Origin of the sequence: Clostridium aceticum (genome assembly GCF_001042715.1) — a bacterium.
In the GTDB taxonomy this organism is placed as follows: Bacteria; Bacillota; Clostridia; order Peptostreptococcales; family Natronincolaceae; genus Andreesenella; species Andreesenella acetica.
In genome coordinates this window covers 1,955,013-1,973,873 of the sequence record NZ_CP009687.1, presented here as the reverse complement: position 1 = coordinate 1,973,873, position 18,861 = coordinate 1,955,013, and the positions used below count along the sequence as shown (strand labels likewise).

Here is an 18,861-nt window from a genome sequence, read left to right as displayed (position 1 = left end):
TATAAACCTAGGAGAGAAAATTAATGCAGTCTAAATTAAGCCACTTAAATGTAATAGAAACCTTAGAAAAAAACTATATGCCCTATTCCATGAGTGTAATCGTCTCAAGAGCATTACCTGAAATCGATGGCTTAAAACCCTCCCATCGTAAATTACTCTATACAATGTTTAAAATGGGGCTGCTAAAGGGATCAAAAACCAAATCAGCAAACATTGTTGGTCAGACTATGAGACTAAATCCCCATGGAGATGGTGCCATCTACGAGACAATGGTGCGTCTAACCAGAGGAAATGAAGCACTGCTGCATCCTCTTATTGATAGCAAAGGAAACTTTGGAAAAAATTATTCCAAGGAAATGGCCTATGCAGCACCACGATATACTGAAGCAAAGTTAGAGGAGATTTGTGAAGAGCTTTTTAAGGATATCCAAAAAAACACAGTGGATTTTGTACCTAACTATGACAATACCATGGATGAGCCTAAGCTGTTACCTACTACCTTTCCAAATATTCTTGTCAATCCTAATGTGGGGATAGCTGTAGGTATGGCAAGTTCTATATGTAGTTTTAATTTACAGGAAGTATGTGAAGCAACGATTGAATTCCTTAAAGATGAAAATGCCCCTATTGGCCAATATTTAAAAGCCCCTGATTTTTCTTCAGGAGGAGAATTAATTCTTAACAAATCAGAACTTGAAACCATTTACGACACAGGAAAAGGTAGTTTTTATTTAAGAGGAAAATACCGATATGATAAGCAAAATAACTGTATAGAAATCTATGAAATTCCTTATACCACAACCATAGAAGCAATTATTGAAAAAATTATTGATCTCGTAAAATCAGGAAGAATTAAGGAAATACATGATATAAGAGATGAAACAGATAAAGAAGGTCTGAAAATCACCCTAGACTTAAAAAGAAATACTGATGCCGAACACTTAATGAATCGCCTATATAAACTAACAACCCTACAGGATACATTCAGCTGTAACTTTAATATTTTAATTCATGGAAATCCGATGGTTTTGGGAGTAAAACAAATCATTAAGGAATGGACACTCTTTAGAGTCGATTGTATCAAAAGACAACTAACCTTTGATATTTATCAAAAACAGCAAAGGTTACATCTGCTAAATGGTCTAGAAAAAATTCTTTTAGATATAGACAAGGCAGTGAAAATTGTTAAGGATACAAAAAAAGATAAGGAAGTTGTGCCTAATCTGATGAAGGGGTTTGAAGTGGACAAGGTCCAAGCTGAATTTATTGCAGATATTAAACTGAGAAACTTCAACCAAGAGTATATCTTAAATAAAACTAAGGATATTAAAACCCTAGAGAGAGAAATTAAAAGTCTTGATGCTACCTTAAAGAGTGAGAGTAAAATTAATAAAGTCATTATCAAGGAGTTAGAAGAGGTAGCTAAAAAATATGGTAAACCTAGAAAAACAGAGATCATTGAGGAAAAACTCATAGAGGTGGTTACAGAGGAACTTTTTATTGAGGATTATAGTCTAAAACTGTTTTTGACCAATGAAAACTATCTTAAAAAAATATCTTTGGCTTCTCTGAGAAGCAGCAATAATGGGCATAAGTTGAAGGATGACGATTTTATTGTACAAGAAATCGACGGTACTAACAAATCAGATGTACTACTGTTCTCCAATAAACACACAGTGTACAAGGTTAGATGCTATGAGCTGGAGGATAAAAAGGCCAGCAGTTTAGGGGATTATTTAAAAAATCTATTAAATTTAGCCGATGATGAAAAAATCATTTATATAGCAGCTACAGAAGACTATCAAGGGCATATGTTGTTTTTCTATGAAAGTGGTAAATGTGCTAAAATAACTATGGAAAGTTACAAAACAAAGACCAATAGAAAACAACTGGCAAATGCTTATTCTAATGAATCTAAATTAGTACATCTTGAACTTATTAAAGAGGATAAGGAGTTAGTGGCAATAAGCAGTATCCAAAAGGTATTGGTTTTTCATACTAGTCAAATTCCTATAAAAACAACAAAAAACTCTATAGGGATTCAAGTATTAAAAGCTAAAAACAACAGTACTTTATCAAAAATCAAAGCCTTGGAGGATATTACTTTTACAGATGTCACATACTATCGAGGTAATATACCTGCTATTGGTACTTTTCTTAAGAAGGAAGATCTTTTAGAAAAAGAGCCAACAAATCTAAGTTTTATATAATTTAACTTCAGCTAGGCGTGGCGAAAGAGCCCCCCTAGCTGATATAATTTGCAAATAACAAAAACTTTAAAGAAATGGGATATTGATTTATGAGGATAAAAAAAGAACCTAAAGAACAAGGTCAACAAAAAGAACAAGGTCAACAAAAAGAACATGAAAAAGCTGCTACTAGTATAGATCCTGCTAGAGAATCTTTTCTTACGGCTCCATTGGGTGGTCTTATCATCAAGAACGCGCTTCCTGCCGTGGCATCTATGGTGTTCATGGCGCTCTATCAAGTAGTAGATGGTATTTTAGTAGGCAGGCGGTTAGGTCCTGAAGCACTGGCATCGGTAAATATACTTTACCCTGTTTTAGCTTTGTTTATTGGTATAGCTGTTATGATTGGAATAGGTGGAAATGCTCGGATTGCTGTTCTCTTAGGGGCAGGAGAAACCCATAAAGCTCGCCGTGTTTTCGGTCTTGTTGTTACACTGGGTACAATACTTGGTATTTTCGGAAGTTTGATAGTTATTTTAGCATTTCCAAGGATACTATCTTTTCTTGGAACCTCAGGAGAACTAGGACATTACGCAGGAGAGTACTTAAAAGCTTTATATCCTTTTTTCACACCTATGATCCTATTGTTTATCTTAGAACAATCTGTACGAAATGATGGACGCCCTAATATGGCTACTATTGTTATGGCAGCTATGGCAATATTAAATATCTTACTGGATTATATTTTTCTTTTTCCTCTTAACATGGGCATTAAAGGAGCAGCTTTGGCAACAGGGCTCTCTCAAAGCATAGGTGCAACAATCTTTTTTATGTATTTTCTTCTTAAAACCCTCAGTGGTCGTACTGGTTTGAGCTTTGGTGTGCCAGGAGGAGGACTTACAGTTATAGGTGCTATCGTAACCAACGGTTCATCGGAATTATTTAATAATATTGCAGCAGGCTTAACAACTTTTCTATTTAATCGAATGATTCTCAGTTATGTAGGTTCTTTAGGTGTGGCAGCCTTTGCATTGGTTCACTATCTGCTGACCTTTGGTGTGATGATTTTAATAGGCATGAGTAATGGAACGCAACCAATTTTAAGTTATAATCATGGGGCAGGTCTTTCTTATCGAGTTCAAGGCACTCTTAGACGACTATTAGTTTCTTCCTTTATAATAGGAATCATTTTCTTTATGATTCTTCAGTGGCAAACAGAAACATTGGTAACTCTTTTTATGCCGGAACATCCTGAAGCTTTAGATCTGGCTCTCGGTGTGACAGATATTATCAGTTGGGCTATGCTTTTTATGCCTATAGGGATAGTAGGCTCTGTCTTCTTTACGGCTATGGAAAAGGCAGGAAAATCCTTAGTGATAGCAGTATCACGAGGACTTGTATTTATTCTACTGGGTTTGGCAGTATTTCCTTCATTATGGGGAACTTTTGGTATCTGGTTTACTCCTGTTTTTTCTGAAGGTGCAACAGCATTGGTAACAACTTTCCTAATATACCAATGGATGAAAAAGAGAGATGCTAGAAACAACAACTAAAAAATAATTTATAAAAATTAGAGGATGGTTGCTTATGGGTTTAATGACGATTGCTTCTAATGTCCAAAATATTTCTGAGGCTATAGCCAGTGTAATTAAAGTAGATGTGACAGTGGTAGATAATGAATATAAAAGAATTGCTGGCACAGGGTCCTACCGTGAGAGAATAGGAGAAGAGGTAAATCAAAACTCCGTATTTGGTGTGGCGATTAAAAAAGGAGAAGGTTTTATTATTGAAAACGCTGGCCAACATGCTGTGTGTTTACAATGCGTAGATGCAAAAGACTGTAAAGAATATGCTGAGGTCTGTTGTCCTATTAAGGTCAATAATGAGGTTGTTGGAGTGATAGGACTAATTGCTTTTGAGGAGAAGCAACGGGATGAAATTTTACACAATCAAAGTAATTTGATCAAATTTCTTAATAAAATGGCAGATCTAATTTCTTCCAAACTACTAGAGCAGAAGAACACAGATAAAATCCAACTTCTAGTAAAAGAGCTTGAGGTTGTTTTAAATTCCGTTGATAAAGGAATCTTAGCGGTGGATGACAAAGGAAGAATATTACGCTATAACGAAAGAGCTCTTAAACTTTTTCAAACTAGTGAAAAAGAAATCATGCACAAAAATATAAAGGACTTCATTGGTATGGCTACCTTTCGGTCTTTGGCTAAAGAAAAATACAAGATAAAAAACGGGGAATTTGTTTATAAAAATAAAGAGTATCATCTTCGAGGTGTTTTTGATACGAATCCTATTAGTATTGATCATGAAAGCTTTGGTATAGTATTTGTATTTAGCAAGCTTTCAGATATATTAAATACTGTAAATGATATTACTACAGGAACAATAGCTACCGATTTTGATGAAATCATCGGAGATAGTTTGATTTTTAGGGAAGTTAAACTTGAGGCAAAAAAAGCCAGTCAATCCACCTCGACTATTCTGATTCAAGGTGAAAGCGGTACGGGCAAAGAACTATTTGCAAGGGCTATTCATTTTCATAGTGATCGAGTTAAAGCCCCATTTATTCCAATCAATTGTGCAGCGATTCCTGAGCAGCTTCTAGAAAGCGAGCTTTTTGGTTATGAAGAAGGAGCCTTTACGGGAGCAAAGCGGGGAGGCAAAGCAGGAAAGTTTTTACTTGCAACTGGAGGAACTATCTTTTTGGACGAAATTGGAGACATGCCTCTTCACCTGCAAACTAAGCTTCTACGAGTTTTGCAAGAACAAATGATAGAAAAAATAGGAGGGAAAGAGCTGATTCCTATTGATGTCAGGGTGGTTGCAGCCACTAACCAGGATTTAGAAAGAAAGGTTTTAGAGGGGGAATTCCGTCAAGATTTGTTCTATAGAATTAACGTTATTCCTTTACAGATTCCACCCTTACGGGAAAGAAAAGAAGATATTTTTACATTGGTAGAGTATCTTCTAAGCAAGTGCAACATCAAATTAAGAAAGCATATTAAAGAAGTAGATCCTCAGGCATTAGATATCTTCATGCATTACCATTGGCCTGGAAATGTCAGGGAACTGGAAAATACCATTGAATATGCTGTAAATATGTGTAATAGCAGTGTTATTAAAAAAGAAGATTTGCCTAAGCGTTTAATAAGTAGAGATATATCATTAAGTCCCTTCAAACAAGAAAGGATTATCCCCATCAGAGATTTGGAAAAGAGGGAGATACAAAAAGCAGTTGCCTACTACAGTAATAGAAAGCAAAATATTGCTGAAGCTGCTGAAGCTTTAGGGATCAGCAGAGCTACTTTATATAGAAAAATAAAAGAATATGATATTAAAATCGTCTCAAAATGATATTTTTTCTCTTTTTGAGACGATTTTTCTGTTTGAAATCTCATTTTGATACAAAACTATCCTTACGGGTAAATAAAATCAACCTTTCTTACATTGGCATGATTTTTGCAATTTAATTATTGTATATAATTATGAAAAGTGGAGGGACAAACATGAGACTAGAGGATTTAATTGTTGAAACCTTAAAGAAGGAAGTAGTACCCGCAGTGGGATGTACAGAACCGGTTGCTGTCGCTTTAGCCTGTGCAAAGGCGAAGGAATTATTAAATAACAAAGCAGTACCTTCTGAAGTGGTTTCTATAGAGGTACTTGTTAGTCCAAACATATATAAAAATGGATTAGCTGTAGGCGTTCCCCCCACCGATGAAGTAGGACTCCCTATTGCAGCTGCCCTAGGGTTTATTGGAGGAAGAAGCCACAAGGGATTGCAGCTGTTGGAGGAGATTGAAGAAAAAGAAATACAGCTGGCAAAAGACCTATTGAAATCTGAGAAGATATCAGTAGATATAAAGGATACCAAAGATAAGGTGTATATAGAAGTAAGACTTTATTTAGAAAAAAACGCCTCTAAAGTAATCGTCAAAGGAAAGCATGACAAATTTGTATACCTAGAAAGCCAGGGCCAAATCATCCAAGATCTGTTGGAAGAAAACACCGAAATCATAGATCACGAAAACACTTTATACAGTCTCAAAATAAGATCAATTATCGAAGCAATAGAAAAGATACCCTATGAATCTATTTCCTTTATGTTAGATGGGCTAGTCATGAATGAAAAGGTAGCTATGGCAGGACTACATAAAAAGGTAGGTATGGGGGTAGGGTATACCTTTTACGAGAATATGAGAAAGGGCATCTTATCTGATGACTTTATGAACCATGCCAAGATGCTGACAGCAGCAGCCTCAGATGTACGAATGTCTGGCTTAAAGCTATCTGTGATGAGCAGCAATGGCAGCGGAAATAATGGTCTCACAGCTATATTACCCATTGTAGCTTATCGTAGAAAATTTTATGTATCTGATGAAAGACTAGCCAAAGCTTTGGCGATGAGTCATATTATCAATAGCTATATCAAGAGTTATATTGGTAGACTATCTGCCCTTTGTGGATGCGGAGTTGCTGCTGGAACAGGAGCAGGAGTAGCGATAGCTTGGTTAATGGGAGGAGAAATACAACAAATAGAGGGTGTTATTAAAAACATTTTAGGAGATATCAGTGGAATGGTCTGCGATGGTGCAAAAGTAGGTTGTGCTTTGAAACTCTCCACTTCTGCTTCGGCTGCCATTCAAGCTGCTTTATTAGCCATAGATAATCATATTATTCCTGCCGGCAATGGAATTATTGCTGAGACTGTAGAAGATACCATTCGAAATTTAAGTGTATTATCTAGTGAAGGCATGAATGGAGCCGATGAAGTAATCCTTAAGGTAATGCAGAGGATGCAGAGCATAAGGGCAGCCATATAGTGCCATATGTCATATAATGTATAGAAGAAAATTGCTATACTTTATTAAACAAATACTAAAATTTATGTTAAAATAAAATCAAACCTTTTTAATTTTAACTAAGTTTAAGAACCAACTTCGGCAATTTACTTATCTAAAAGCCAACTATGGAAGTTATAGTTTATAAGTATTGAGAAAGTAGATCATCCGATACTAGCTACCAAACTATGAAACCAACTTAAGGAGGCACTTACAATGTTACTACATGGCATTTCTAGAAGTAATGACTACAAGGATATAAGTTTATTTACTATAGGTACACTCTTTAAGCTTTTTGTATTACACTATTTTATGGGGCTTGGAGAAGGACTTGTTCTGGTCACATTAAAAAATTTCTTTATCGTCATTGCAATTTATTGTTTATTGACACTCCCACAGCTAAAGCAGTGGGATTCTTGAGTGATTAAACCGAAGTACATTTCTGCTATCGGAGTATGACCTCAAGCTTAGGGTATGCCATTACCCCTCCTAGAGCAGTACATATAGTACCCTAGGCTAGTAGACTTTTACCATCTACTACAGGTGCATTAATTATATTTATAGCACCTACTCTATCCCTATGTGTTTTAAAACCACAGGAGCATTTATATTTTCTATCTCTTGCTTTATTTAGTTTCTTACATTCAGGGCATATTTGAGAAGTGTATTTAGGATCAACATATTCAACCTTTATCCCCTTCAATAGTGCCTTATACTCTATGAATTGAGCTAGACGATAGAATGACCATGTATGTAGATTTTTTTCGTTTTTACGGCTTGTTCTTGCCGTGTTTCTGATATTCGTTAATTTTTCAAGCCGAATATCAGAAACATTATTATTTACTGCAAAATTAATTATTTCTCTACTTACTTTGTGGTCTTGGTCTGTCATCCAACGTTGTTCTTTATCATCAAGCTTTTTAATGACTTTAAGCTTCTTGGCTTTTCCAAGTTTTTTACGTTTCGCTTTATATTTACGTTTGACGTATTTATTTTGCCTACCGTTTCCAAAAAAAAACGTTTTTCCTGAATCGGTTACAGCTACAGCAGGAACTTTTAGGCCTAAGTCAACACCCATTACAACATCACCTTTAACTATATGAGATACTTTTTCAACACTTATTTGAGCGATATATTTATTGCTTTTCTTAGTTATACGCAATGCTCCCAAATGACCTTCTAGTTGTTTTAGCTGATAGTCTGTCATGATAGTTCTAGTTTGAATACGCTGCGATTTCCCATCTATAATAACGGGAAAACTAAGAATACCGTCTTTAAGTGAATAATTTTGATTATTCCATATACAGACAGGTTTTTTAAGGGTAGCTACATTGATTACTTTTTGTTTATCAGTAGGCAGTTTGGAATTAGCCTTGATAGCTTTCTTGTACTTAGTACAGATACTTTTGGCATCTCTAATAGATTGATTTTTCACTGCACTTGGCATATTTGCAAAAACATCTTTAGATGATAGCTTTACTCTTTCTTCTGATTGGAGCGTAGATGAAACAAGGCTATTAACAGTATGGATATATTCTTTTGATATAGATTCTATTAGTTGTACTTGTTCTTTTGTCAAAATAATATTAAATTTTACTGTTATCTGCATTGTTTCACCCCCTTGTTTTTTGTTCTTCAACATATCGTTTTATAGTTTCACTTGATACATTTCCTGCGGTAGATACAAAATAGCTTCTTGTCCAAAGACTTGGCAAATGTCGCAGATGTTTAAATTCCTGCCTTAATAATCGAGAAGTCACTCCTTTCACTTTTGCCATTATGTCTGCTGGACTTAAATGAGGAAGTGCATTGACAAAAAGATGGCAGTGGTCTTTATCACATTCTATTGCCAAAATTTCTATTTCAATGTCTTTACAAATCTCATTGAGAAGCTGTTTAAATTTTATTTCAACTTCTCCAACTAGAACTTTACGTCTGTACCTTGGACAGAAAACAAAATGATAGTTTATTAAAGATACTGTTGTTTGTGTTCTTCTATAATCTTGTCCCATATATTTATAGTATCAGTTTTAAACTGAAACTGCAACAAGAAGATTAAAAGAAACGCCTTTCATCCCACGATTGAAACCGTGGGCTTTCAGGCGAATTTACTGTAAGTCTAGCTAAAGAAAATAAAAGAATACAAATTTTTCTTATAATAAATATTGCTTTATCAATAATATTTTTTATAGACACTATGTATTATAGCCATTTTTTCACACTGATACCTACTCATAGCATATATCAAGTCGGACAGCTTGGACCTGTTTCTGGGAGTATTTTTTCTTTGATTCGATTAAGGTATTTCTTATTCTTCACAGATTCTTTACTTTTATGGAGATATTATAAAAAATACAAGGAAAATACTGACAGAGAAACATCTAAGTATAACAAAAGACAAAGAATAGCACTTTTAATAACATTTTTTATACTAACCTCCACAACAGTAGGTATGAACTATAAAATTGGTAAGGATGCTAATGGAAACTATACACCTCATAATTTAGGCGTTATTAATTATCATTTATATGATATGGTGAGTCTTTTTGCTAGAAGCACCTTAGATATCAGCAGGGTAGAAGGCATTGTTGAAACCATTAGCACAGAAAACGGTGATAGAAATAAATTTGCATTGGCAAAAAATAAAAATGTCATCGTCATACAGGCGGAATCAGTACAAGGTTTTGTTATCAATAAAGAAATCGAAGGACAACCTATTACTCCTGTATTAAATGAACTTATTAATAATAACAGCATTTATTTTAGTCAATTTTATGAGCAGGTAGGATGGGGGAATACCTCTGACGCTGAGTTTGTATCTCATAATGGCTTTTATCCTTCTGTTAAAACCTTCAGTTATAAAGCGTATGAAGATAACGACTTTACTAGTCTGCCTATATTATTAAAAAACCAAGGTTATAGCACCATTGCCTTTCATGGTAATGAAGCGAACTTCTGGAATCGTGAGAGCATATATCCTTCTCAGGGATTGGATACTTTTATTAGTATAGAAGAACTACAGCAAGATGAGTTGATTGGAATAGGATTAAGTGATGGGTCGCTTTTTAGACAATCCATTAATTATCTAAAACAACAGACAAAGCCATTCTATGGATTTTATATTACTTTAACCTCACATCATCCATTTATTATGGAAGAACAATACCAGGGATTAGATATCCAAGGAGAATATAAGGATACCTTATTAGAAGACTACTTGCAAACTGTGCACTATCTAGATAAAGAGATCGGGAACTTTATTAAGATGCTGAAGGAAGCAGACCTCTATGACAACACAATGATTGTCGTTTACGGCGACCATCAAGGATTAGATATGCGTAATGAAGAAGCAAATGAACTTCTTACTTCTTTTTTAGGTAAACCCTATGAAGAAGATGAGATGTTCAGAGTTCCCCTTATAACCCATATACCTGATAGCAGCTTGCAAGAAGAGATTACTACTGCTGGAGGGCAAATCGACTTTTTGCCTACTATGGCAAATTTATTGGGATTAAAAGTAGAGCCAGACAAAACACTAGGTAAGGATTTGTTGAATATAGATGATGGTTTTGTAGCAAAGCAAGTGCATGTAGCTAGAGGTTCCTTTATAGATCATGAAAAAATATTTATCATGTCTAATGACGGCATTTTTGAAAACAGCAGAGCTTGGAACATCCATACAGGAGAATCTGTAAACCTAGAAGAATGTAGAGATGGATATGAACGGGCTTTAGCCGAAGTAAATTTATCTGAGTATGTCTTACAAAATAATTTAATACCCTTAGTTAAAGAAAAGGGGTTAGAATACATTATTAAGCATCGTCTTTAGACGGTGCTTAATTTTAGTTTGCTATAATCCGTAAAGGTTTGATCACAGAAGTCGGAGGGGTTATGACACATGGAGCAGTAATTACACGAGAATATGGTATTCCTTCAGTTGTAGGCATGGACAATGCCACAAAACTAATAAAAGACGGACAAAGCGTTTTAATTAACGGGACAGAAGGGTATGTGTAACTCCTGTGATAGTTTCATAAGCGTTAACTTAATATAATTATTACCAAAATTCTCTCGAACTGTCATCCTGAGCGTAGCGAAGGATCTTGGAGCAACGAAGGACTTTACGATTGTCAGATTGTACAGATTCTTTTACATAATCGATAATTAAATGGCTAAGTACAATGAATAAAGTAAAATAAAAGGCAGTAGCACTAATTGAATACCAGCCATAAGACTCCCCCCTCAAGCACAAAATTACCAAGTTTATTGTCAGGTCTACAGGACGAATTTTGGTGAAAGGAACTTTTACTGATGCCTAATTTATCTGCTCCAGATTCATAAGATTTAACTTTGTCATAGAGTTGAATTGCTTCCCATTGTTTATCGCTCCAATCATTAACAATAGCAGCGATAAGACCATAAACGAGGTTGAAAATTTTATTTAGTTCATATTGTGAACTGTGAAGTAATACACAATATTTTTTTTTGTTTTTAAGTTCTTCTAGTGCATGCCTTGCGTTAAGAAAAGCTTGCCCATTCATGTTCCATGAATCAGAGGGTGAATTATCACTACTAAGAAAAGAGGAGATTTAGGAGATAAAAAAGAAGAGAGAAAGCATTATGATTTAGCCTATGACTCTTTGAAGTTGCAATTACAATTGTTTGATAAACTACTATAGGAATAAGCCTAAAGAAAATATTTATAGTGTTCTATAGAAATACTTAGGGAATGGATCTTATAATAATATCTTCAAAAAACATAGTTATTTGGCCAAACAACAGAAGTACGTGTCATTGGACAGAAATACTTAAAAGCTAGTCAATATATTTAAACCTTACATACTATTCCCTAAATATACATTTAAAGAATAGTTAAACAGATCTTCCCATAGAGGTTTGATTTGATACTTTTACCATTATTTCTTACTAATATTTAAACATTTAAACATTTAATTTAAATCATTTTAAACTAATAAATTTTTATTTGAATTTTTATTGCAGCTAAACTTTTGGAATCTATTTAATCTATTTATAGTGATCACTTAGATGATTAGATAAATTATCTATTGAGCCAATCTATCAGTCTAATCGACGTTGACTTAACTTCAGATCATTTGTTTTTTATTTACTAACCTAAATTCAAGCCAACTTGATTGCTTTTTTATTAAGTTTCTGCTTGTAACTATTCGACTAATTTTTCAATTGATTTTCGACAGCACTTTATTGACTTTTGTCAAATCTTGATGAACTATTCTTTACTATATTCGACAATATCTTTAAATATATTTCCGTTAATTAATGCAGCATTCGACTTTATTTACTGGATGTTTATACAACAAACATTAGTAAATATTTATGTATATTTATTCAATTGTATTTCCCAGCATAGTTCTAAAGATGTAAAATTCATATGTATTTATTAAATGATAATATATATCATATGATACCGTTGAATTTTCAATATTCTCAATGGCGTTGTCCTATGTATTATTTTGTATTACTGTTTTTCAATAGATTTGGGTATATTATAATTTGAGGTGATGCAATTTGAAAATAAGATTTGGCTATGTCGCCATAGCTTTAAATATACATGAGGGTTCTCCAAATAAAACGATAACCTATAAAAGTTTCTCGCAGCTTCCTGACGATGAAACAAAATTATACAAGCTTAAATCCCTTACAAAGCAAAATTTAGAAACAACCAAAAGGATTTTAATCTATAATAAAGCTCATAATATTATGCTCTACCGATTTACTTCTAAACTTGTGCCTCTGGTCACCCACCCTGATGTACTTAAGTGGGATTATACCTCTGAGTTTGAAGACCTTTATAAAAGTATAGGTGAATTTGTGTTAAAAAATAATTTACGGGTAAGTGCTCATCCTGATCACTTTACTTTAATCAATACACCTAATGACAAAGTATTATCTGCCTCCCTAGAAGACTTAGAATATCATACAAAAATATTCGAAGCTATGGGCTTAACAGAAAAACATGCAAAATTAGTGCTGCATGTTGGCGGTACTTATAAAAACAAAAAAGAATCTATGGAAAGATTCATAAATAACTTTAATCATATTGATGTAAGATATAGAAATCGTATTATTTTAGAAAACGATGATAAATCCTTCACCGCTAAGGAAGTTTTAGAAATATGTCAGCAGTTGTCCATTCCTATGGTATTGGATATCCATCATCACTGGTGCAACCATCATGGTGAAAATATTATAGAATTGCTTCCTTCTATATTTGATACTTGGAAAAATGAAATTGTTCCTCCTAAAATTCATGCCTCCAGTCCTAAGGATAAAAAAAATATTAGAGCCCATGCTGACTATTTAGATTTACCTTTCTTAATGGACTTTATTTGTAATGCTAAACAATATGATCGTGACTTTGATATTATGATTGAAGCCAAGAAAAAAGATCTCGCCCTTTTAAAATTAATGGAAGATCTTAAAGAAGAACATCATCGTAGCAGCATCAATCTTTTAGATGAAGCATCTATAGAATTAAATTAACAGGGTATCCCCTACCCTGTTAATTTACCCTTTAATTAATTTTTTCTCTCCCCTCCCCTTTTATCATGACTTTGCTTTTGGGATATAGGTCCCCTGCCTTTAAACATTAGCAGGCAGGATCCTCAATCAAGTGAAGTAGACTTTCAGCTGATTCTCCGATGTTCAGCTTTAATTGGAGGAATTCACAGGTTTAGGAATCCAAATATGCTTCCCTCTAATAACAAAGTAGGCACAGGGGATGATAAACAATGTTAAGATAGAAGAAATCAGCATACCAAAAATAATTGATGTTGCCATAGGTGCCCATAATGCTCCACCAGACTTTGCTAAAGGAATGAGGGAAATAACTGTAGTAATCATTCCTATCATGATAGGACGTAATCTAGTTTTACATGCTTCAACAATGGCTTCTTTTATGTCATCATTTTCTTTTACTAAAATTCTAATATAGTCAAGTAGTACAATTCCATTATTAACAACAACCCCCATTAAGCTTACTGCTCCCAAAAGAGCCATAAAACCTATAGGATAGTTCATCCATTTTAATCCCCATATGATACCTATAAATGATAAGGGTATAGTTCCCATAATGATTAAAGGCATTCTTAAACTACCAAATTGTATCACCAAAATAAGATAAATGATTGCAATAGCAAGAACAGTAGGTATCTTCATAGAGGCAAAAGCATCATTACGCTCTTCACTTTCCCCGCCAAAGACCATAGTATATCCATCTGGCAGTACATAATCCTCCAAAAGCATCTGGCAGGAGGATATAATTTCATTTGAATTGTAGCCTTTTTCCACAAACATGCCTATAGTAATGGTTCTTGTGGTGTTTCTTCTTACAATTTTATTTAAAGAAGAATTTGTCTCTATCTCAGCGATTTGGTGAATAGGAACGTTCTTGCCTGTAATTTGAGAAGTAACAAAGATAGCATCTAAGACATCTCTATCCCGTTTCTTTTCATCAGGAATTTTCAATATAATAGGAAGGGCCTCCTTCTCGATATCTTCTTCTTTAAACTCTGAAATCTCTAGTCCATTTACAGCCATCCTTACAGTACTGGCAATATCATAGTTTGTAATACCTACTAAATTCGCCTTTTCCTCGTTTACCTTTATATTCAGTTTATAAGAGTCGTAACCATAGTTGTCCTCTAAATTTTTTACCCCAGGCACATCATAAATGATTTCTTTTATTTCCTCTGCTATCCTTCTAAGTTCTGCTATTTCAGGACCCGATACCCGTACCTGCACTGGATAGGTTACAGGTACCGCCGTTTCCAGCTCTCTTATATTAATGGAAACCCCTGGAATTTTACTACCTAATTCCTTTTCTATCCTGTCAGCTTCACTACGATCCCCATTTACAAGGAATTGTGCTTTGTTAGAAGCACGATCATTCGGAGTAAATGTGATATAGTATTTCAGCATACCGTCACCTACTTTGTAGGCAAAGTTTTCAATAGATGCTTCTTGTTGTAATAGTTCACCTACCATAGCAGCTATTTTTTCAGTTTTTTCTACGTCACTACCGTCTTGTACCGCCACATCAATAACATATTGATCTCTTTCTACAGGTGGAAACAATTGCATGCCTAGAGATGGTACCATCAATAGACTGACAACAAAAATTCCTACAAAAGTCAATATAACAATCAAAGGTATGTTTAATGCTGCCTTAAGAAGTTTACCATAAAAATTAACGATACCTCCAGAGATGTCATCCACCTTCAAAACTTTCCTTATTTTTGTTTTGAATTTTCTTTCCTCTACATCTTTTTCCTTCGGTTTTAAAAGTTTGTATCCTGTTGCTGGAATAACTGTTAATGCGGTTAAATAAGAACCCATCAAGGCAATAGAAACTAATATGGGTAAGCTTTTTACAAACTTTCCAGCTACACCCTGCATCATAGCCAAAGGAAGAAAGGAAGCTACTGTCGTAAGAGTAGAGGTTAGTATAGGAATTTTTACCTCCTCAACTCCCTTGATACAAGCAGTAACCCTATCATACCCTTTTTCCAGATAAACATTGATATTATCATTAGCAACAATGCCGTTGGCTACTAATAAGCTAAGAGATATGATGAGGGAGGCTATTGAAACTTGGTGCAGGGGAGTATGTGATAAATACATAAAGATAAATACCATAACAATGACAAGGGGTATAGGTAAAGATACTACAACCGCACTTCTGACACCCATTGTTATCAAAACTACAATTACTACCAATAAAATAGCAGCAATAAGATTGTATTCAAATAGGTTTATGGCATCCCTTGTAAACTCAGCTTGATCTGTCAGTTTAATAAGTTCCATATTTTCATAAAGCTGATTTTCTCTAAACTTATGAATTATCACCTCCAGCCTCTCACCTATGGCAACGATATTTTCTTCCTCCATATACTTTACACCTATCAGCAAAGCCTTTTCATTATTAACAGAAGCAAATACCTCCTTTTTCTCTTGCACTATTACTACATCCGCAACATTCTTTAGGTAAATTGGCGTACCGGTTTCTGTTGAAACTGCTATAATGGTATCTTTGATTTCTTCAATATCTTTGTACTCTCCTGATACTTGAACCGGTATTTTTACTTGGTCAATCACAAGATTTCCGCCAGGAATATTGATATTTCTAGCCTTTATGATGGTAGCAATTTCTGTTGGAGAAACACCATATTGTTCTAACTTAACCATATCAAGATAAATATGTACTTCATCATAAATCTCACCATCAATATCAACAGCCTTTACACCTGGATCTTTGCTCAACTCCTCCTTCAGTTTATTAGCAACACTACTTAAATCTTGGTAGGTATAATCTTGAGAAGTAAGACCTAAAATGATGCCATAGGAGCTGGCGAGATCAGTTTCTATCGTTGGCTCATAGGCACTTGATGGTAAAGTGGACTTTACTATATCTAGTTCTTCCTTTATGTCATTCCAAGCTTTATCAATTTTTTCATCGCTAAGATCCTTTAAGGTTACTTTAACAATGCCAATACTATCCATAGCAAAGCTTTCTATTGTTTTTATATCAGAGATTTTATTGATTTCATCTTCAATTGGCTTGACAATCAACTTCTCTATATCTTCAGGAGTAGCACCTGGATAGATGGTTTTGATTACCGCTATTGGCCCTGCAACTGTAGGGTTTTCTTGTCTCTCCATAGCACCATATAAAAATCCACCAGCTATCAATATTAAAATTGCAAATAGTAGGATAATACTTTTATGTTCTACACTCCACTTTATCATTCTACCATCTCCTCTGCCATCACCTGCTCACCCTCACGAAGAAGAAACTGCCCTTCAACAACGATTTTTTCATCAGCTGCTAATCCTTCAAGAACTTCAATCTTATCCTTTATAATTTCTCCAGTTTCGATGATTCTTAAGCTAACTGTTCCAGTTTCATCTGAATAAACATAAACTGATGACCCAGCGGATAAATGCATAACACTGGACAAAGGAATAAGTGTCTTTTCCCCATTGCTTAATTGAATGTCTACCTTCGTAATCATTCCTGGTTTTAGTGCTTTATCAGAATTATTTATTAGAATCTTTACAGGAAATGTTCTAGTTTTCGTATCTGCCAAAAAAGCGATTTCATCAATGGTTCCCTGTATAGATTGATCTATCCCATAAACATATACATTTGCTTTTTGACCAGCCTTTAAAGTATTGATATATTCATCAGGCACACCAATTTCAGCCCAAACTTTGTTTATCTGACCAATGACAACTACAGGATATCCAGCACTTGTTGTTTCTCCAGAGGTCATGACTTTTTGTAAAATCACACCATCTATAGGGCTGTAGATAGTAGTATCACTTATATTAGCATTAGCTAAATCCAACGCGGCCTCCGCCATTTGAAGTTTTGTTTCTGCTATGATTTTTGCATCCATCGCTTGATTATAAGTACTTTCATCTAGAACCAGCTTAGCAGAAATTTCATCTAATTGAGATCGGGGAGCTGCTCCCTCTTCATACAAGGTCTGCACTCTATCATAGGTAAGCTTTGTAAGTTCATATTGTGTTTTTGCTTGATTAATTTTTGCTGGAATTTCCGTTTCAATCTGTAGTCTAGCCGCATTTAATTCTGCTTCTGCTGCTCTAACCTTGATAGCATAATCACTTTGATCCATTTGAGCGATAGCCTGACCTTTTTTTACAAAATCCCCCTCGTTTACTAGCACGTGAGAAACTACACCTGAAATCTTAAATGATGGTCTAACAACTTCTGTGGGAACAATATTGCCACTTAAAGTTAATTTGTTGGCATACCCTGAAGCACTTATGGTTTTAGTGTAAACCTGCCTAACCCCTTTGCTTTCTACTATTTCTTCTTGCTTACTAGTACAACCCATTAGTAATAGAAAGCAAATGAGTAAAATTGATGTCACTTTCTTCACATCTATACCTCCTCTTCATTAATAAACACATGTAGATTAACTTTACATGTGTTTATTAATAATTTATACTTAAAGGAAGTAATTAGCAAGAAACAAAATCCTGAATATGTAATTTACTCTACATATCCGAAAAATTGTATATTATTTTTTAAGAGGGAGATTAAGTTATGTGTGAGAAGCCACTAGAAGAAAAAAAAGAGGATTTAAGAGTACGAAGAACTTATAAACTGCTATTTGATGCACTTACTAGCTTACTTGAAGAAAAATCTTTTGAAGAAATCAGTGTTACAGACCTTTGTGCTAGAGCCATGGTACATCGTACCACCTTCTACAAACATTTTAACGATAAGTATCATTTATTAGAAATAGGTATAGCAATCCTTATTAAGAACTTTAATCAAGCCAGCCTCAGTAGTCAAAAGTTTGATCATCCTAAGCAATACTATATGTCTGTCATTAGACATGCTCTGGAGTATCTTTCAGTTAATAAAAAACTATCTGCACTACTTTTGATTTCTGGTGGCAGTAGTTCCTTTATAGCAATTCTGCATAAGTTACTTGCCGAAGAAATAAGATTCAAGCTAGAGGAAAATGAAAAAAAAGGCATTGTTTATCATGTGCCTATACCTATTATTGCAGAGTTTCACGCTGGCGCATTAATTTCTTCGGTAAAATGGTGGCTTGAAAATAAGATGTCTATTTCAGAAGAAGAGATGGTTCAATATGTAGATTTAATGATTAATGGAGACAACTATGTATCCACTCCAGATGATCTAACGCTATCCAAAGTTTAAAAAGAAGCCCCTTAAGAAGATACTATTGTCTAAAACATCATTTTCTTAAGGGTTCTTCTTTTAACTCAAAACAATT

At 34.4% G+C, this 18,861-nt stretch carries 14 protein-coding genes; 9 read left to right on the top strand and 5 right to left on the bottom strand.

Features of this window, described 5'->3' with window-relative positions:
- Positions 1–23 precede the first annotated feature (23 nt).
- The 5 genes from CACET_RS09280 to CACET_RS09260 all read left to right on the top strand — a co-directional run bounded on the left by CACET_RS09280 (position 24) and on the right by CACET_RS09260 (position 7,465).
- Positions 24–2,210 carry a DNA gyrase/topoisomerase IV subunit A gene (locus tag CACET_RS09280; protein ID WP_044822921.1) on the top strand — a complete coding sequence of 729 codons (2,187 nt, stop codon included), beginning with the start codon at positions 24–26 and terminating at the stop codon, positions 2,208–2,210.
- An 89-nt stretch (positions 2,211–2,299) separates the two neighbouring features.
- On the top strand, positions 2,300–3,742 hold the full coding sequence (locus CACET_RS09275; protein WP_082058062.1) for an MATE family efflux transporter: 1,443 nt from the start codon (positions 2,300–2,302) through the stop codon (positions 3,740–3,742).
- Positions 3,743–3,776: 34 nt separating this feature from the next.
- Positions 3,777–5,558, top strand: coding sequence for a sigma-54-dependent Fis family transcriptional regulator (locus tag CACET_RS09270; protein ID WP_044822922.1), 1,782 nt, complete (start codon positions 3,777–3,779; stop codon positions 5,556–5,558).
- A gap of 131 nt (positions 5,559–5,689) precedes the next feature.
- Positions 5,690–7,027 (top strand): L-cysteine desulfidase family protein, encoded by a 1,338-nt coding sequence (locus CACET_RS09265; protein WP_341412466.1) that lies wholly within the window; start codon positions 5,690–5,692, stop codon positions 7,025–7,027.
- A gap of 234 nt (positions 7,028–7,261) precedes the next feature.
- Positions 7,262–7,465: a hypothetical protein gene (locus tag CACET_RS09260; protein WP_044822924.1), complete on the top strand. Its 204-nt coding sequence runs from the start codon at positions 7,262–7,264 to the stop codon at positions 7,463–7,465.
- A 91-nt stretch (positions 7,466–7,556) separates the two neighbouring features.
- Here the strand turns inward: CACET_RS09260 and CACET_RS09255 are convergent, their stop codons facing one another.
- Together CACET_RS09255 and tnpA are read right to left on the bottom strand one after the other, a co-directional pair.
- Complete coding sequence (locus tag CACET_RS09255) at positions 7,557–8,654, bottom strand: RNA-guided endonuclease InsQ/TnpB family protein (protein WP_201774978.1); 1,098 nt, start codon at positions 8,652–8,654, stop codon at positions 7,557–7,559.
- Positions 8,655–8,658: 4 nt separating this feature from the next.
- Positions 8,659–9,057 (bottom strand): IS200/IS605 family transposase, encoded by a 399-nt coding sequence (gene tnpA / locus CACET_RS09250; RefSeq protein WP_044826404.1) that lies wholly within the window; start codon positions 9,055–9,057, stop codon positions 8,659–8,661.
- A gap of 275 nt (positions 9,058–9,332) precedes the next feature.
- Here tnpA and CACET_RS09245 point away from each other — a divergent pair, with 275 nt between their 5' ends.
- Positions 9,333–10,874, top strand: a complete 1,542-nt coding sequence (locus tag CACET_RS09245; protein ID WP_052661287.1) for an LTA synthase family protein — start codon at positions 9,333–9,335, stop codon at positions 10,872–10,874.
- 38 nt (positions 10,875–10,912) lie between these two features.
- Entirely contained in the window at positions 10,913–11,062 is a 150-nt protein-coding gene (locus CACET_RS19855; protein WP_479722665.1) for a PEP-utilizing enzyme, read from the top strand.
- Between the two features lie 194 nt (positions 11,063–11,256).
- Here the strand turns inward: CACET_RS19855 and CACET_RS09240 are convergent, their stop codons facing one another.
- Positions 11,257–11,586 carry a hypothetical protein gene (locus CACET_RS09240; RefSeq protein WP_052661286.1) on the bottom strand — a complete coding sequence of 110 codons (330 nt, stop codon included), beginning with the start codon at positions 11,584–11,586 and terminating at the stop codon, positions 11,257–11,259.
- A gap of 1,006 nt (positions 11,587–12,592) precedes the next feature.
- On the opposite strand from CACET_RS09240, the gene uvsE reads away from it, so the two are divergent.
- Positions 12,593–13,567 (top strand): UV DNA damage repair endonuclease UvsE, encoded by a 975-nt coding sequence (gene uvsE / locus CACET_RS09235; protein WP_044824031.1) that lies wholly within the window; start codon positions 12,593–12,595, stop codon positions 13,565–13,567.
- 168 nt (positions 13,568–13,735) lie between these two features.
- On the opposite strand, the gene CACET_RS09230 is transcribed toward uvsE, so the two are convergent.
- The gene (locus tag CACET_RS09230; RefSeq protein ID WP_044824030.1) at positions 13,736–16,831 is read right to left on the bottom strand and encodes an efflux RND transporter permease subunit; all 3,096 of its coding nucleotides are present in this window, start codon (positions 16,829–16,831) and stop codon (positions 13,736–13,738) included.
- Positions 16,828–17,991 carry an efflux RND transporter periplasmic adaptor subunit gene (locus CACET_RS09225; protein ID WP_044824029.1) on the bottom strand — a complete coding sequence of 388 codons (1,164 nt, stop codon included), beginning with the start codon at positions 17,989–17,991 and terminating at the stop codon, positions 16,828–16,830. The genes CACET_RS09230 and CACET_RS09225 overlap by 4 nt, the downstream gene beginning before the upstream one ends.
- Before the next feature lie 167 nt (positions 17,992–18,158).
- Here CACET_RS09225 and CACET_RS09220 point away from each other — a divergent pair, with 167 nt between their 5' ends.
- Positions 18,159–18,785 carry a TetR/AcrR family transcriptional regulator gene (locus CACET_RS09220; protein WP_044824028.1) on the top strand — a complete coding sequence of 209 codons (627 nt, stop codon included), beginning with the start codon at positions 18,159–18,161 and terminating at the stop codon, positions 18,783–18,785.
- The last annotated feature ends 76 nt before the right edge of the window (positions 18,786–18,861 follow it).

Coding starts and splice junctions, on each gene's coding strand:
- CACET_RS09280 (WP_044822921.1), top strand. CDS start 24: ATGCAGTCTAAATTAAGCCACTTAAATGTAATAGAAACCTTAGAAAAA.
- CACET_RS09275 (WP_082058062.1), top strand. CDS start 2,300: ATGAGGATAAAAAAAGAACCTAAAGAACAAGGTCAACAAAAAGAACAA.
- CACET_RS09270 (WP_044822922.1), top strand. CDS start 3,777: ATGGGTTTAATGACGATTGCTTCTAATGTCCAAAATATTTCTGAGGCT.
- CACET_RS09265 (WP_341412466.1), top strand. CDS start 5,690: ATGAAAAGTGGAGGGACAAACATGAGACTAGAGGATTTAATTGTTGAA.
- CACET_RS09260 (WP_044822924.1), top strand. CDS start 7,262: ATGTTACTACATGGCATTTCTAGAAGTAATGACTACAAGGATATAAGT.
- CACET_RS09255 (WP_201774978.1), bottom strand. CDS start 8,654: ATGCAGATAACAGTAAAATTTAATATTATTTTGACAAAAGAACAAGTA.
- tnpA (WP_044826404.1), bottom strand. CDS start 9,057: ATGGGACAAGATTATAGAAGAACACAAACAACAGTATCTTTAATAAAC.
- CACET_RS09240 (WP_052661286.1), bottom strand. CDS start 11,586: ATGAATGGGCAAGCTTTTCTTAACGCAAGGCATGCACTAGAAGAACTT.
- CACET_RS09230 (WP_044824030.1), bottom strand. CDS start 16,831: ATGATAAAGTGGAGTGTAGAACATAAAAGTATTATCCTACTATTTGCA.
- CACET_RS09220 (WP_044824028.1), top strand. CDS start 18,159: ATGTGTGAGAAGCCACTAGAAGAAAAAAAAGAGGATTTAAGAGTACGA.